16 protein-coding genes and 1 tRNA gene are annotated in these 13,904 nt (G+C 58.0%); 8 read left to right on the forward strand and 9 right to left on the reverse strand.

Translation table 11 applies throughout. The features are described from left to right. Positions 1–6 precede the first annotated feature (6 nt). The gene (locus tag BCF11_RS07435) at positions 7–591 is read left to right on the forward strand and encodes a CNP1-like family protein (protein ID WP_098494180.1); all 585 of its coding nucleotides are present in this window, start codon (positions 7–9) and stop codon (positions 589–591) included. Positions 592–677: 86 nt separating this feature from the next. Here BCF11_RS07435 and proB read toward each other — a convergent pair whose 3' ends face one another. The 4 genes from proB to rplU form a co-directional block, all read right to left on the reverse strand. Next, the gene (gene proB, locus BCF11_RS07440) at positions 678–1,796 is read right to left on the reverse strand and encodes a glutamate 5-kinase (RefSeq protein ID WP_098497370.1); all 1,119 of its coding nucleotides are present in this window, start codon (positions 1,794–1,796) and stop codon (positions 678–680) included. Between the two features lie 128 nt (positions 1,797–1,924). Further along, positions 1,925–3,034: a GTPase ObgE gene (gene obgE / locus BCF11_RS07445; RefSeq protein WP_098494181.1), complete on the reverse strand. Its 1,110-nt coding sequence runs from the start codon at positions 3,032–3,034 to the stop codon at positions 1,925–1,927. A gap of 273 nt (positions 3,035–3,307) precedes the next feature. Then, positions 3,308–3,565, reverse strand: coding sequence for a 50S ribosomal protein L27 (gene rpmA, locus BCF11_RS07450; protein ID WP_014007873.1), 258 nt, complete (start codon positions 3,563–3,565; stop codon positions 3,308–3,310). Positions 3,566–3,604: 39 nt separating this feature from the next. Continuing rightward, the gene (rplU, locus tag BCF11_RS07455) at positions 3,605–3,916 is read right to left on the reverse strand and encodes a 50S ribosomal protein L21 (protein ID WP_098494182.1); all 312 of its coding nucleotides are present in this window, start codon (positions 3,914–3,916) and stop codon (positions 3,605–3,607) included. Positions 3,917–4,228: 312 nt separating this feature from the next. On the opposite strand from rplU, the gene grxD reads away from it, so the two are divergent. Next, positions 4,229–4,540 (forward strand): Grx4 family monothiol glutaredoxin, encoded by a 312-nt coding sequence (gene grxD / locus BCF11_RS07460; RefSeq protein ID WP_061944363.1) that lies wholly within the window; start codon positions 4,229–4,231, stop codon positions 4,538–4,540. 8 nt (positions 4,541–4,548) lie between these two features. Beyond that, a complete protein-coding gene (locus BCF11_RS07465; protein WP_098494183.1) occupies positions 4,549–5,142 on the forward strand; it encodes a UbiX family flavin prenyltransferase in 594 nt (197 codons plus the stop codon). A 63-nt stretch (positions 5,143–5,205) separates the two neighbouring features. On the opposite strand, the gene BCF11_RS07470 is transcribed toward BCF11_RS07465, so the two are convergent. From BCF11_RS07470 to BCF11_RS07490, 5 genes are all read right to left on the reverse strand, one after another. Further along, positions 5,206–7,059 (reverse strand): M61 family metallopeptidase, encoded by a 1,854-nt coding sequence (locus tag BCF11_RS07470; protein ID WP_098494184.1) that lies wholly within the window; start codon positions 7,057–7,059, stop codon positions 5,206–5,208. Positions 7,060–7,063: 4 nt separating this feature from the next. Further along, the gene (locus tag BCF11_RS07475; RefSeq protein WP_098494185.1) at positions 7,064–7,522 is read right to left on the reverse strand and encodes a DUF3429 domain-containing protein; all 459 of its coding nucleotides are present in this window, start codon (positions 7,520–7,522) and stop codon (positions 7,064–7,066) included. A 123-nt stretch (positions 7,523–7,645) separates the two neighbouring features. Then, positions 7,646–8,245, reverse strand: coding sequence for an NTP transferase domain-containing protein (locus BCF11_RS07480; RefSeq protein WP_098494186.1), 600 nt, complete (start codon positions 8,243–8,245; stop codon positions 7,646–7,648). A 126-nt stretch (positions 8,246–8,371) separates the two neighbouring features. Further along, positions 8,372–9,094: a DsbC family protein gene (locus BCF11_RS07485; RefSeq protein ID WP_098494187.1), complete on the reverse strand. Its 723-nt coding sequence runs from the start codon at positions 9,092–9,094 to the stop codon at positions 8,372–8,374. Positions 9,095–9,105: 11 nt separating this feature from the next. Further along, positions 9,106–10,308, reverse strand: coding sequence for an FAD-dependent monooxygenase (locus tag BCF11_RS07490; protein ID WP_233212408.1), 1,203 nt, complete (start codon positions 10,306–10,308; stop codon positions 9,106–9,108). Positions 10,309–10,526: 218 nt separating this feature from the next. Between BCF11_RS07490 and BCF11_RS07495 the strand changes: the two genes are divergently transcribed. The 5 genes from BCF11_RS07495 to BCF11_RS07515 all read left to right on the forward strand — a co-directional run bounded on the left by BCF11_RS07495 (position 10,527) and on the right by BCF11_RS07515 (position 13,878). Further along, positions 10,527–10,602 (forward strand) — tRNA-Phe (locus BCF11_RS07495). Positions 10,603–10,885: 283 nt separating this feature from the next. Beyond that, a complete protein-coding gene (gene minC / locus BCF11_RS07500) occupies positions 10,886–11,626 on the forward strand; it encodes a septum site-determining protein MinC (RefSeq protein ID WP_098494188.1) in 741 nt (246 codons plus the stop codon). A gap of 112 nt (positions 11,627–11,738) precedes the next feature. Continuing rightward, a complete protein-coding gene (gene minD / locus BCF11_RS07505) occupies positions 11,739–12,554 on the forward strand; it encodes a septum site-determining protein MinD (RefSeq protein WP_098494189.1) in 816 nt (271 codons plus the stop codon). A 1-nt stretch (position 12,555) separates the two neighbouring features. Continuing rightward, positions 12,556–12,807: a cell division topological specificity factor MinE gene (minE, locus tag BCF11_RS07510; protein WP_038493233.1), complete on the forward strand. Its 252-nt coding sequence runs from the start codon at positions 12,556–12,558 to the stop codon at positions 12,805–12,807. A gap of 381 nt (positions 12,808–13,188) precedes the next feature. Then, positions 13,189–13,878: a response regulator transcription factor gene (locus tag BCF11_RS07515; RefSeq protein ID WP_098494190.1), complete on the forward strand. Its 690-nt coding sequence runs from the start codon at positions 13,189–13,191 to the stop codon at positions 13,876–13,878. The last annotated feature ends 26 nt before the right edge of the window (positions 13,879–13,904 follow it).

The following is a 13,904-nucleotide window of genomic DNA, read 5'->3' on the forward strand; positions in this document are numbered from 1 at the left end:
GCCTCCATGGCTTTTGTTTTACGCATCCCCGTTACCAAAATATCACGATTGCTGGCCGCCAGCCTGCTGTTGCTGGGCATGAGCGCACATGTGCATGCCGACTCCTTCGATCAAGGCAGCGCCATGAAAATGAACCCCGGCGATTTCGACGACGATGACGATGGCAAGTCATGGCAAGAAATCAAGACCGAGATTCCGCCGGCGCCGCAGGTGGCCAACCTGGTGTCGTTCTATGTCAGCCCGACTGCCACCATGAATTTCTTCATCGACGTCAAATCGATCTCGACGGGTAAAGATGGCGTAGTGCGCTATACGCTGGTCAGCAAGAGCGAGGCTGGAGCGCAAAATGTCAGCTATGAGGGAATCCGCTGCCAGACTTATGAGAGCAAGCTGTATGCGTTCGGCCAGAAGGATGGCAGCTGGTCGCGGGCGCGCCTGAACGACTGGAAGCGGATCAATGATTCTGCCGGCAACCGGCATCACGCATCCCTGGCCAGAGACTATCTTTGCCAGGATGGCATGGTGGCAGGCAAAGTTGAAGATATCCGCAGCAGACTCACCAGCAATCGCCCGATCAAGCCGGGTAGCTGATCGCCAGCCTGATAAATGAAAAACGGCTCCTGCGTTCTGCGGAGCCGTTTTTTATTGCCTGCGGTGACCGTACTGCGGCAATCCGCTCAGACCAATACCATATTGTCCCGGTGAATCAATTCCGATTCTTCGACAAAGCCGAGGATGGTCTGGATTTCCGAGGATGGATGGCGCATGATGCGGCGCGCTTCGGAACTGGTGTAATTGCTGATGCCGCGCGCGATGGCATGACCATCGGCATCGGTGCAGGTAATCACGTCGCCGCGGCCGAATTCGCCAGACACTGCGGTGACGCCGATAGGCAGCAGGGATTTTCCCTCGTTGCGCAGCTTTTGCACGGCGCCGGCGTCCAGCACTACCTTGCCTGCGGTTTTCAGATGATCCGCCATCCACTGCTTGCGCGCAGTCAGTTGTCCGGTTTGCGCGAGCAGCTGCGTGCCGATGGCTTCGCCGCCGGCGAGCCGGGTCAGCACCGCATCTTCGCGGCCCCAGGCAATCACCGTATGGGCGCCGGAACTGGCGGCGCGCTTGGCGGCCAGAATCTTGGTGATCATGCCGCCGCGGCCAATGCTGGTGCCGGCATCGCCTGCCATGATTTCCAGCGCCGGATCGCCGGCTTTCGCCTCATGCACGAATTCGGCATTCGGATCCTTGCGCGGATCGGCGGTGAACAAGCCTTTCTGATCGGTCAGGATGATCAAGGCATCGCCTTCAATCAGGTTGGCGACCAGCGCACCTAGTGTGTCGTTGTCGCCGAACTTGATTTCATCGGTCACCACTGTGTCGTTCTCGTTGATGATCGCCACCACGCCGAAGCGCAGCAGGGTGAACAAGGTCGAGCGCGCGTTCAGGTAGCGTTCGCGGTCGGCCAGGTCGGCGTGGGTCAGCAGTACCTGGGCGGTGCGGATATTGTGCGCGCGGAAACTGGTTTCATAGATCTGCGCCAGGCCCATCTGGCCGACGGCGGCGCAAGCCTGCAATTCGTCGATACTGGTCGGCCGCTTGTCGAAACCCAGCCTTTGCATGCCTTCGGCCACCGCACCGGAGCTGACCAGCACCACTTCCTTGCCCATGGCCCGCAATTCGGCAATCTGGGTCGCCCATTTGGCAATGGCGCCGGCGTCCAGCCCCTTGCCGTCATTGGTGACCAGGGAGGATCCGACCTTGATGATGATGCGCTTGGCTTTTTGAATGACGGAATTCATGTGTTTATCTATAGCGGCCGTGCCGCTGCCGATGACGCAAGGCGGCGGACAAAAACAGCGGGCAAAAATAAGGCCGCGGTCGAAACGGGCCTTTGCTCCCTTATCGACAACGGCCGCCAAATGACAGCTTAGTCCAGTATCTTGAAACGCGGATCATCCGGATCGATAGACAGAATGGCTTGTGCTTCTACCACCATCTGCTTTTCTTCCGAACGGGTTTCCTGCTGGCGCTTTTCCGCCAGGTAGCCGTAGATCTCGGTCACCAGTTCTGGACAGCCGTCGCGGTTGAGCGCGGAAATTTCAAATACCGGGCCTTTCCAGCCGAAGCGCTTGATGAAATCCTTGACGCGCTTGACACGCTCGCCGTCCGGGATCACGTCGATCTTGTTCAGCACCAGCCAGCGCGGCTTGTCGAACAGCGACTGATCGTATTTCTTCAATTCCTTGACGATCGCCTTGGCTTCCTTGACCGGATCGACCGTGTCTTCGAACGGCGCCAGATCGACGATGTGCAACAGCAAACCAGTGCGCTGCAAGTGCTTCAGGAACTGGATTCCCAGTCCCGCGCCCTCTGCCGCGCCTTCGATCAGGCCCGGGATGTCAGCGATCACGAAACTCTTTTCGTGACTGACGCGGACCACGCCCAGGTTCGGATGCAAGGTGGTGAACGGGTAATCGGCGATCTTCGGGCGGGCATTCGACACCGCGGTGATGAAAGTCGACTTGCCGGCATTCGGCTGTCCCAGCAGGCCGACGTCGGCCAGCACCTTCAGCTCCAGCCGCAGTTCACGGCGTTCGCCTTCCTTGCCGTCGCTCTTCTGGCGCGGCGCGCGGTTGGTCGAGGATTTGAAGTGGATGTTACCCCAGCCGCCCTCGCCGCCCTTGGCCAGCAGCACTTCCTGACCGTGATCGGTCAGGTCGGCGATTGCTTCGCCGGTGTTGATGTCGACGATCAGCGTGCCGACCGGCATGCGCAGCTTGATGTCGTCCGCGCCCTTGCCGTAGCAATCCGAGCCACGGCCGTTTTCGCCACGGCCGGCGCGATGCATCTTGGAGAAGCGATAGTCGACCAGGGTGTTGATATTGCGGTCGGCAACGGCCCAGATACTGCCGCCTACGCCGCCATCGCCACCGTCAGGGCCGCCAAACGGGCGGAATTTTTCACGGCAAAAACTCGCAACCCCATTGCCGCCATCGCCGGCAATGACTTCGATTTTTGCTTCATCTATAAACTTCATTCGAAGGTCCTAATGAGGTTGGAGGTTAAATTCTTATTGAAATGCACGGGTAACTTTACCGATTTTTGCGCATTGTTGCAGCGGCCACGCTGGCCGTCATTGCAATAGCGACAACTCTACCAGACGCAATCCGCCGCGGCGGCATTAAATCGCCGCGCAAGCTTTGCTGTCCGTGCAGTGTTTTACGACCAGAAACTAAAAAGGCTCTACCAGCGGCAGAGCCTTTCGCAGCAAGGCCAGCGGCCTTGCTTGTGTCGACGCTTAGAGTGTGGCTTAAGCTGCTACGACAGTAACGTAGTTACGCTGGGTAGCGCCCTTGGTTACGAATTGTACTTTGCCGTCGATCAGTGCGAACAGGGTGTGATCCTTGCCCATGCCAACATTTTCGCCTGGATGCGTCTTAGTGCCGCGTTGACGAATAATGATGCCGCCGGCGTTAATCGCCTGGCCACCGTAGACCTTGACGCCGAGTCGTTTTGACTCTGAGTCACGGCCGTTGCGCGTAGTGCCGCCGCCTTTTTTATGTGCCATTTAAAACTCCTGGTATCTGGTTAAGTCAATCGCCGGGGATTAGCCGTTGATCGAAACGATTTGAATTTCGGTGTAATTTTGACGATGGCCTTGATGCTTCTGATAATGCTTACGACGACGCATTTTGAAGATCTTGACTTTATCGTGGCGACCTTGCGCCAATACCTTAACCGACACCGTAGCACCTTCGACCAATGGCGCCCCGAATTTCAGGGAATCGCCAGCGCCAACTGCAAGCACTTGATCAATAGTGAGTTCGGTGCCAATGTCTGCAGGTATCTGTTCTATTTTGAGTTTTTCGCCGGCAACAACTTTATATTGTTTGCCACCGGTTTTTATGACCGCGTACATATGAAACCTCATCGAAATGATTGAAGACTATTAAAAAAAATTTCTTTCCTAAAACACCATAATCAGCGACGAATATGCAACAAGCAAACACAAAATCGCTGGGCGGAATCGGGAGAACCTGAGATTGTACATGGACTCGGGCCTTTCGTCAAAAACTCTTGACAAGTGCGGAATTCACCACACTTCCATACTTCCCTCCGGCAACTTCGGCCGGATCGAAGCTCTCGGCAGCCTCGGAAGGCCAGACTCACCAGCAGCGCAACGGCCTTTTTCATATAATGGCGGTATTCTGAACTTTTTTAAGGTATTGCCATGAGCGATGTACAAGCGTGGATCAAGGAAACCGTGACCAGTAACCCAGTGGTGCTGTTCATGAAAGGAACCGCGCAGTTCCCACAATGCGGATTTTCCGGCCGCGCCATCCAGTTGTTGAAAACCAGCGGCGCCGAAAACATCGTCACCATCAATGTGCTGGAAGACCCGGTTGTGCGCCAAGGCATCAAGGATTACTCCAACTGGCCTACCATTCCGCAACTTTACGTCAACGGCGAATTCGTCGGAGGCTCAGACATCATGAATGAAATGTTTGAATCCGGCGAACTGCAAACCCTGTTGAAGGCCTGAGACCGCCCGTGGTCTCAGCTAGTCCGCCGCCACGCCGCCTGATTGTCGCCATCACCGGCGCCACCGGCGTTATTTATGGCGTGCGGCTGTTGCAGCTGCTGCGCGAACTGCCCGGCGTCGAGAGCCATCTGATGATTTCCGAGGCCGGCGTGCTGAACCTGCACCAAGAGCTGGAAATGCGCCGCAAGCAGGTCGAAGCGCTGGCCGACGTGGTCCACAATGTGCGCGATGTCGGCGCTTCCATCGCCAGCGGTTCATTCCAGTCCGACGGCATGATCGTGGCGCCCTGCTCCATGAAAACCCTGGCTTCGGTCGCGCACGGCCTGTCGGACAATCTGATTGCCCGCGCCGCCGACGTAGTGTTAAAGGAACGCCGGCGCCTGGTGCTGATGGTGCGCGAAACGCCTTTCAACCTGGCGCATCTGCGTAACATGACCAGCGTCACCGAAATGGGCGGCATCATTTTCCCGCCGTTGCCGGGTTTCTATCACCGGCCGCAAAGCATCGCGGAAATGGTAGACCATACGCTGGGGCGGGTGCTTGACTTGTTCGCTATCGAACATACGTTGACGCCGCGCTGGAACGGCTTGAAGGCGGAATAAAAAAAACCGGGCAGCTCAAATCTGCCCGGTTTTTTTTATCGGCTGTGCATCGGCTGCACACACTCAACGGCTGTTGCGCCCGGCCAGCCACGCAGTGCGCATCGCTGTACCCAGCGCCGGCTTGGCTTCCGCATCGAGACTGACTTGCGGCGCACTGTCGGCCAGCAGGCGGACACTGAAAACCAGCAGCTCGTCGCGCCGGAAAGCGTGGACCGTAATGGTGTCGCCAACCCGATAGCGCGCCAGCAAGGTATCCAGCTTGACTGGCACGCGGATACCATCGATCGCCACCAACACATCGCCGGCCGACAGGCCGGCGCGATGGCCGGCGCCACTCTCATACACATTGGCCAGCCTGCAGTCGCCGCCGCTGTAGGCGATGCGCGCGCCCAGCGAAGGCTTGCCCGGCTTGCGCTGGTCCGCCACCACTATGCCGGTCGGCGCCAACAGTTTCGCCAACGGCAAATCATCGGTGGCGCGCACGTAACGGTCGAAGAAACGCTTCAGCTTGAGGCCAGTGACTTCGTCGAACAAGGCTTCGACGGCGGCCTCGCTGACGCCACGGCCGCCCAAGCCGTTGTCGGCATAAAAATCGCGGCCGTATTTTTGCCACAGGGCGCGCATCACATCGTCCAGCGATTTCCTGCCCTTGGTTTCCGTGCGAATGGTCAGGTCCAGCGCCAGCGCCACCAGCGAACCCTTGGTGTAATAGCTGACAATCGCATTCGGCGCGTTTTCATCCTGACGGTAATATTTAACCCAGGCGTCAAAGCTGGATTCCGCCACGCTTTGCTTGTGGCGGCCGCTGCCCAGCAGCACGCCGTTGACGGTCTTTTCAACCAGCTTGAAATACGCAACCTGGTCGATCAGGCCGCTACGCAACAGCATGAGATCGTCGTAATAACTGGTGAAGCCTTCGAACAGCCACAGCAGCGGCGTGTAGTTTTCCACTTGCAGATCGTAAGGCGCGAAAGCTGCCGGCTTGATGCGCTTGACGTTCCAGGTATGGAAATATTCGTGGCTGCAAAGACCGAGGAAAGTACGGTAGCCGTCGCTCATTTCCGCCTGGCCCTTGACCGGCAAGTCAGCGCGTGCGCAGATCAGGGCGGTCGATGCGCGATGCTCCAGGCCGCCATAGCCGTCGCCTACCGCCAGGGTCATGAATACATAGCGCTCCATCGGCGCGCGCCTGGCGAACTTGCTGCCGGCCGGCTCGAAGAAAGCAATCTGGGTTTCGCAGATTTTTTTCAGGTCCGCGCTCAGGCGCGCCAGATCGAGATTCGGCACATTGCCGGTGATCGCCATTTCATGCGGCACGCCATGCGCCTTGAAACTGAGCAGCTGGAAAGTACCCATTTCGACCGGGTGATCGATCAGCTCATCGTAGTTGGCGGCGACATAGCTGCCGAACGCGCCGCGCTTGGCTTTCAGCGTCGGCAATGCGGTGGCGATCCGCCATGCTTCATAGGCCTCGCCTTGCGGCCGCTGGATCTCCACGATGTGCGGGACATTTTCCTGGCCGACCGCGCGCAGGAAAACGCTGGTGCCATTGAAGAAAGCATGGGTCTGGTCCAGATGGGCGGTACGCACCGACAGGTCCCAGGCGTACACCTGGTAGTGCAGGGTCAGCGGGCCATCGCAAGGCGCGGCTTGCCAGGAATGCTTGTCGATTTTACGGAGAGCGATCTTGCGGCCATTCGATTCGGCGCGGATCTGCACGATGTTGCGGGCAAACTCGCGGATCATGTAGCTGCCCGGGATCCATGCCGGCAAGGCGACGATCTGGCCGACCACGGCCGGATCGGCGATCGTCAGCGTCACGGCAAACAGATGGGCGGCCGGATCAGCGGCGACGATGCTGTATGACAATACGCCGCTGCCAGTTTTAGCGGCTGATTTGCTTGTATTCTTTTTCATCTTCTTATCCTCGAACGTTACCGGCGATCACGGTCAGCATCAGCGCGGCTACCGCGACGCAGGTCAGCCTGAAACGCAGTTCAATAAACCAGGACGGCAAGCCGTACCATGGGAACAGGCGCTTGTCGGCCTGGTAAGCCGCAATGAAACCGGCGATCAGCAAGGCGAAGCCGAAACCGCCAGCCATGGTCGAAAACCAGGCAATGATGGTCGGCGCCACGCCCCAGATCAAGGCTTTGCGAGTGTGATCCGGCGACAGGTTGGCGCGCAGCACCACCGCTCCCCAGTGGATTCCGCCCAGGAACGACAGCGCGGCGATGCCGTAGGCCAGCTGACCGCGGATGAAATCGCGCAGCCAGTCGGCGTTGACCAGCCAGCTCGCCAGCGTCAGCAGCACGAACGGAATCAGCCCGGCATAACCGAGTAAATGAATAATGCGTTTGTTCAGGAAATGTGGGTTCATCTGGTCAGGATAACGTCAAATAGGCTGCCGAGGCTGCGCAAAAAGACGATAGTGTAGCGGGATTGAGCATGTTCGGCCGCTCCTCGGTGGCGTGACGCTGAAAACACCGGCCTATTTCCCGCTTCACGAGGAGGATTGTCGTATATCGGCGACGGTGTCGATGTCCTGGTGTATGCCGGGATCGTCCAGCGCCACCTCGACGACGGGAAACGATTGCAGCAGACTGCGGGCGCCCTGGTCGCCGCGCAAGGCCAGCAGGCGCGACAGGTGCGCGCGGCTGAAGCCGACCGGATTGCCACGCCGCCCCTGGAAAACCGGCGCCACGATATCGGCGCCCCCGCGCAGCGCCGCCGCCAGCGCCTGGATGGTTGAGGTTTCAACATAAGGCATGTCCGCCAGCGCGATGATCCAGCCGGCCGCATCCGCGCTCTGCTGCACGCCATACGCCAGCGAAGCCGCCATGCCGTCGTCGGCGTTTGCACATTGCACCCAGGGATATTCAGTAATTTGCGCGATCTGCTCCGGCACATCCGGACGCAACACGATGCAAAGAGGAAGCGTCGCGGCAAGCTTGGCGGCAGCGCTGGCGAGCACCGTCCGGCCGTCAGCCGTCGGCAGCTTTTGCAGCAGCTTGCTCTGGATGCCAGTCGGGTCGAAGCGCCGGCCACGGCCGGCAGCCAGCAATAAGCCGACGATCTGGCCGCTATAGCGAGAATGGCTCATGGCGGACGGTGAGCGGCAGGATCCGGCTCCAGGCCGATATCTTTATCGATGATATTGACCATGCCGGAGCCCGATGCTGTATGGCGCGAAAATAATACGCCGCGATAAACAGTGATAAGCAGAAAATTACTTCAAAGAGGAGAATTTTGCTTCCATGGTCTTGGCGTCGATCCAGCCTGGCACACGCGAACCGTCGGCAAAGATAATCGTCGGCGTACCGGTCACATTCAGCTTTTGACCGAGCGCCAGGACTTTGTCGTTAGGCGCCTGGCAGGATGTCGGCGCGGCGGTGGCGGCCTTGCCGTCCACCATCAGGTCGGTCCATGCCTTGTTGCGGTCGGCGCTGCACCAGACGTTGCGCGCCTTGACCGACGAGTCTTCCGCCAGGATGTTGAAAAGGAAGGTGTAAACAGTGACGTTGTCGATTTCCTGCAAAGTGGTCTTGTGGAAGCGCTTGCAATAGCCGCAGTTAGGATCTTCGAACACCGCGATCACGCGCTTGCCGTTGCCCTTGACCCTCTTCATGGCCAGGTCCAGCGGCAGGTCGGCGAACGTGACCTTGTTCAACTCATCAACTCTTTCACGCGTGAAGTCGCGCGACGACTGGGCATCCATGATACGGCCGACGAACACATACTTGGCGGCGGCATCGGTATAGAAAATATCGCTGCCGACGCGCACTTCAAACAAGCCGGCGTACGGCGTCTTGGTTACTTCGTCGACCTTGGCCCCCTCGCCCAGGCGCAGCTCGATCAGTTTCTTGACCGCCGCTTCCTGCAAGGTTTCGGCAGAGACCACGCTTGCCCACAGGCCCATCAACACTGCCAGCATCACGCTTGTTTTTTTCATCGCTATTCCAGTTATTCGCTTGTCCGACCCAAAGCGTGGGTCATCAGTTGTCTTTTTAAGACTGGTATCTTGTCCAGCAAGTTCAAACCTGCGTTGCGCAACAGCCGCAATGGGCTGAAATCGAATCCGAACAGCCGCTCCAGGCCATCGGTGGTCATTTGCATCAATAATATCTCTTCCTTGCGCGAACGGGCGTAACGCGCCAGCAGTCGTTCATCGCCGCAATCGCGATGTACGCCACGCTCGGCCAGCACCTGGATCAACGCGGCGACATCGCCGAATCCCAAGTTCATGCCATGTCCGGCCAGCGGATGCACCACGTGGCCGGCATCGCCGATCAGCGCCACCCGCGGCGCCACCAGGGCATGCGTCTTGAGCAAGGATAAAGGAAAACCTTGCGTCAGCTCCGGCTGCAAGGGTTGCAGCTGTCCCAGCTGATCCGCCGCCAGCAATGACAGGCGCGCCGCCACCTGCGACAACGGTTCATCCAGCAATGAAAGCGCCAGCGCTTCCGGCGCCGACCAGACCAGCGACACGCGCTGGCCGGGCAGCGGCAGCAAAGCGACGATACCTTCAGTTTCGGTGAACCACTGATAGGCAATGCCGTGGTGCGGCCGCTCGCAGGAAAAATTGGCGACCACGCCGCGCTGCTTATAAGAGCGGTAATCGATGCCGATGCCGCACTGGCTGCGCACCCAGGACTGCGCACCGTCGGCGCCGACGATCAGGGCCGCTGCGATGGTCTCCCCCGAATCCAGCTGCACCATCGCAGCGGCAGCACCGACCTGCATGCTTTGCACACGGCTGGTAATTATGTTCAGGTTCGAGGCAAATTTCAGGGCTGCATCCAAGGCCTGATTAAGATTCCTGTCCTCAACAATCCATGCCAGCGCGTCGACGTGCGCACTATAAGCATCGAAGGAAAGGTTTCCCGTGCCGCTGTCGGTCCCGCCCTTGATCGCCATCCCTTCGACCGCGGCAACCCGGGCCGGGTCCAATGCGTCCCAGACTTTAACGGTAGACAACAAGGTACGCGCGACGTGGTTCAGCGCGTACACACGCGTGTCCCAGGCATCCGGCGCGGCAGCTGCGGCAGTTCCCGGCGCCATCCCCAGCAAGGTGACGCGCAAACCCATCTGCGCCAGGCCAAGCGCTGCCGCTTTGCCGACAGCGCCATTGCCAACGATACATATATCGCACTGATGTTTTGTCATCAGCGGCGCACCGGCGGCTTTCGAGATTGATCCTGTATCTTTCATGCAGCCATTATAGCGATTACGCTCACGCGGGCTGCTGAGCGCCATGAAATAAGGGTTGGCGGACTGCCGAGGTCCGGCCAAAGCGGCCTGCGAAGGACCTCGCAAAGTTTTTTTAAAAAAATTCAACAATGGGCTTTGCGGATTAAAAATGTTTTGCTATACTCCTGTCCCTTGGCCTGGTAGCTCAGTCGGTAGAGCAGAGGATTGAAAATCCTTGTGTCGGTGGTTCGATTCCGCCCCGGGCCACCAAAATATCAAAAAGGGCTTAGCTTCGGCTAAGCCCTTTTTGCATTTGCGCGACGATTTCAAACGAGGGCAATCCTCGGGCCGGACTTGCCGGTGCTCTACATATCGCCACAGATTGCAACAACAAACGGCAATCCTTTTTTGTGATCCCCCCGAGATTTGGTAAGATCACAAACCAAGACAATATTTTATACCCCTTTAAAACGAACCAATTGCCGCCTAAACGTTCCTATAAGCCAATCGCCGGCGCTTTTCGCTGCGTTTAGCTCAGACACCACACTGCTTTATGCTCAAAAACAAATCCCGCAAGCCGATTGAAATAAAAATTGCAACAGTGGTCGCCGTCTCGGCGATCTTGCATGATTCCGATCCGATGGCCCTGGAAGCAGCTTTGCAGGAAATGACGGGAGGCACTGCGGATTTCTTTGACAACGAGTTTGCCGTCATCGATGTCGCCGCACTGGGAACGGACAGGCCGCCGATAGATTGGCCCCAATTGATCTCGCTGCTGAAAAAATACCGTTTGAACGCGGTTGCAGTACGCAATGCGCCGGCCGACATGGAAGAAGGCATCCTCGCCAGCGGACTGAGCATCGATCAGATGGTGGCTGCGCGCCAGGAACCCGCCGCAGCGCCGCCGCCCCCGCCAGTTCCAATCGCGGCCCCGCTCAAAGCCGCAGCCAGCACCATGATCATCGATACGCCGATACGTGCCGGACAACGCATTTATGCGCGCGATGCCGATCTGGTCATTACCGCCACAGTTAACAATGGCGCCGAAATCATCGCCGACGGCAGCATCCACGTCTACGCGCCCTTGCGCGGGCGAGCGCTGGCCGGCGCCAGCGGCGACACTTCGGCACGCATCTTTGCCGCCAGCATGGAAGCCGAACTGGTCTCCATCGCCGGCGTCTACCGCACTTTTGAGAACGGCCTGCCGCCGGAACAAAAGGGCCAGCCCGCACAAATTCGACTGAGCGGCGACCGGATTGACGTACTATCGCTCAATTCCGCGTCCCGCAGTTAATCGAGTCTGGGATGGTATAACCGTTTATCTAATCAGTTGGGGACAGAGTAATTCGTCGCGCTGCGGCGACTCTTAAACTCTGTCCCGCAATGCATAACCTTAGGAGCTCTTCGTGGCAAAAATCATCGTTGTTACGTCCGGCAAAGGCGGAGTTGGCAAGACCACCTCCAGCGCTAGTTTTGCATCGGGTCTGGCCATGCGCGGCCACAAAACCGCCGTGCTCGACTTTGACGTCGGCCTGCGCAACCTGGATCTGATCATGGGCTGTGAACGGCGCGTGGTGTACGACCTGATCAATGTCGTCAACAAGGAAGCAACGCTGACCCAGGCTCTGATCAAGGACAAGCATTGCGAAAACCTGTTTATCCTGCCGGCTTCGCAGACCCGCGACAAGGATGCCTTGACCGAAGAAGGCGTTGAGACCGTCCTCAACGACCTGATCAAGATGGACTTCGAATACATCATCTGCGACTCGCCAGCCGGCATCGAGCGCGGCGCCGTGATGGCGCTGACCTTTGCCGATGAAGCGATCGTCGTCACCAATCCGGAAGTATCGTCGGTGCGCGACTCCGACCGCATCCTCGGCATCATCCAGGCCAAGTCGCGCCGCGCGCAAAACGGCGGCGAGCCGGTCAAGGAACACCTGCTGATCACCCGCTATTCGGCGAAACGGGTCGAAGCCGGCGAAATGCTGTCATATACCGATGTCCAGGATATCCTGCGCATCCCGCTGATCGGCATCATCCCTGAGTCGGAATCGGTGCTGCACGCCTCCAACCAGGGTAATCCTGCGATCCACATCAAAGGCAGCGACGTCGCCCTGGCCTATGAGGACGTGGTCTCGCGCTTCCTCGGCGACGAAGTCGCCCTGCGCTTTACCTCCTATGAAAAGCCGGGTTTCCTGCATCGCATCTTTGGAGGAAAATAAGATGGCATTGCTCTCGTTCTTGTTTAACAGCAAGCCCAAAACCGCATCGGCCGCCAAGGAGCGCCTGCAGATCATCATTGCCCGCGAGCGCAATGGCCGCTCGGGCCACGATTTCCTGCCGGCGCTGCACAAGGAACTGATCGAGGTGATTTCCAAGTACACCAAGGTCAATGCGGACGACATCAAGATTTCCCTGGATCGCCAGGGCAATCTTGAAGTGCTGGACGTGAATGTGGTGTTGCCGGACGCCTGAGCGGGCGCTGGACGCCGCAACGCACCAAGCGCTTCGCAAAAATCTGCTCACCCGATAGTCAGCAAAGTACTGCGACTGATTCTGTTCCCCTTGCAGGCGCGGACCATGACGTGCCGCCTTGAAGGTGGAATTTTACAATTCCCGTCATACACTGTATGACAATCGGACCCAACAAGCCCTGCGTCAGCCAGAGTTTTGGCGCATGCTTTGTTAAATTCATCCGACACCGCTTTTTAAATTGATTTGTGGCAATTGCAAGACACTGGAAATATATAGAACATTTATCTACAGCAATGTAGCAATAAGAATAATATACTCCTTGTACACGCCACAACACCGATGCCGGCCCACCATGCCTGCCTCACCTAACATATATAAAATATGAGAATTGCTGTCCTTGATGACGATCCCAGTCAAACCGATCTAGTTTGCCAGGTGCTCACATCCAGTGGCCATATTTGCCACCCGTTTCAAAGCGGGAAAGAAATATTGAACCAGCTGCGGCGGGAGAGCTATGACATGCTGGTTCTGGACTGGCAGGTCCCGGATCTGAGCGGGCCCGAGGTATTGCGCTGGGTAAGAGACAAGCTGCCGCGGACCATTCCGGTCCTGTTCATCACCAGCCGGTCCGGCGAAGATGACATCGTGGAAGGCCTGGCCGCCGGCGCCGATGACTACATGATCAAGCCGATCCGGCGCAGCGAACTGGTGGCCCGGGTGCAAGCCCTGCTGCGGCGCGCCTATCCGATCCAGAACACCAGCGAACAGATCGTTTTCAACGACTATTTGTTTGAAACCCGTTCGGGTCGCCTGACGCTGGCCGGCAAGCCAATCGAGATTACCCAGAAGGAATTCGACCTGGCCCTGTTGTTTTTTCGCAACCTCGGCCGCCCTCTCTCACGCGCATATATCCTAGAGGCAGTCTGGTCGCGCGATGTCGACATCCCGTCCCGTACCATGGATACACACGTATCCCGGGTAAGGAGTAAGTTACAATTACGACCAGAAAACGGCTATCGGCTCGCACCGGTTTATAGCTATGGGTATCGATTGGAACAATTAACAGGATAAGGCGCGTTGCGGTTGCGCTGATAGAC

The organism is Collimonas sp. PA-H2, assembly GCF_002564105.1.
In the GTDB taxonomy this organism is placed as follows: Bacteria; Pseudomonadota; Gammaproteobacteria; order Burkholderiales; family Burkholderiaceae_D; genus Collimonas.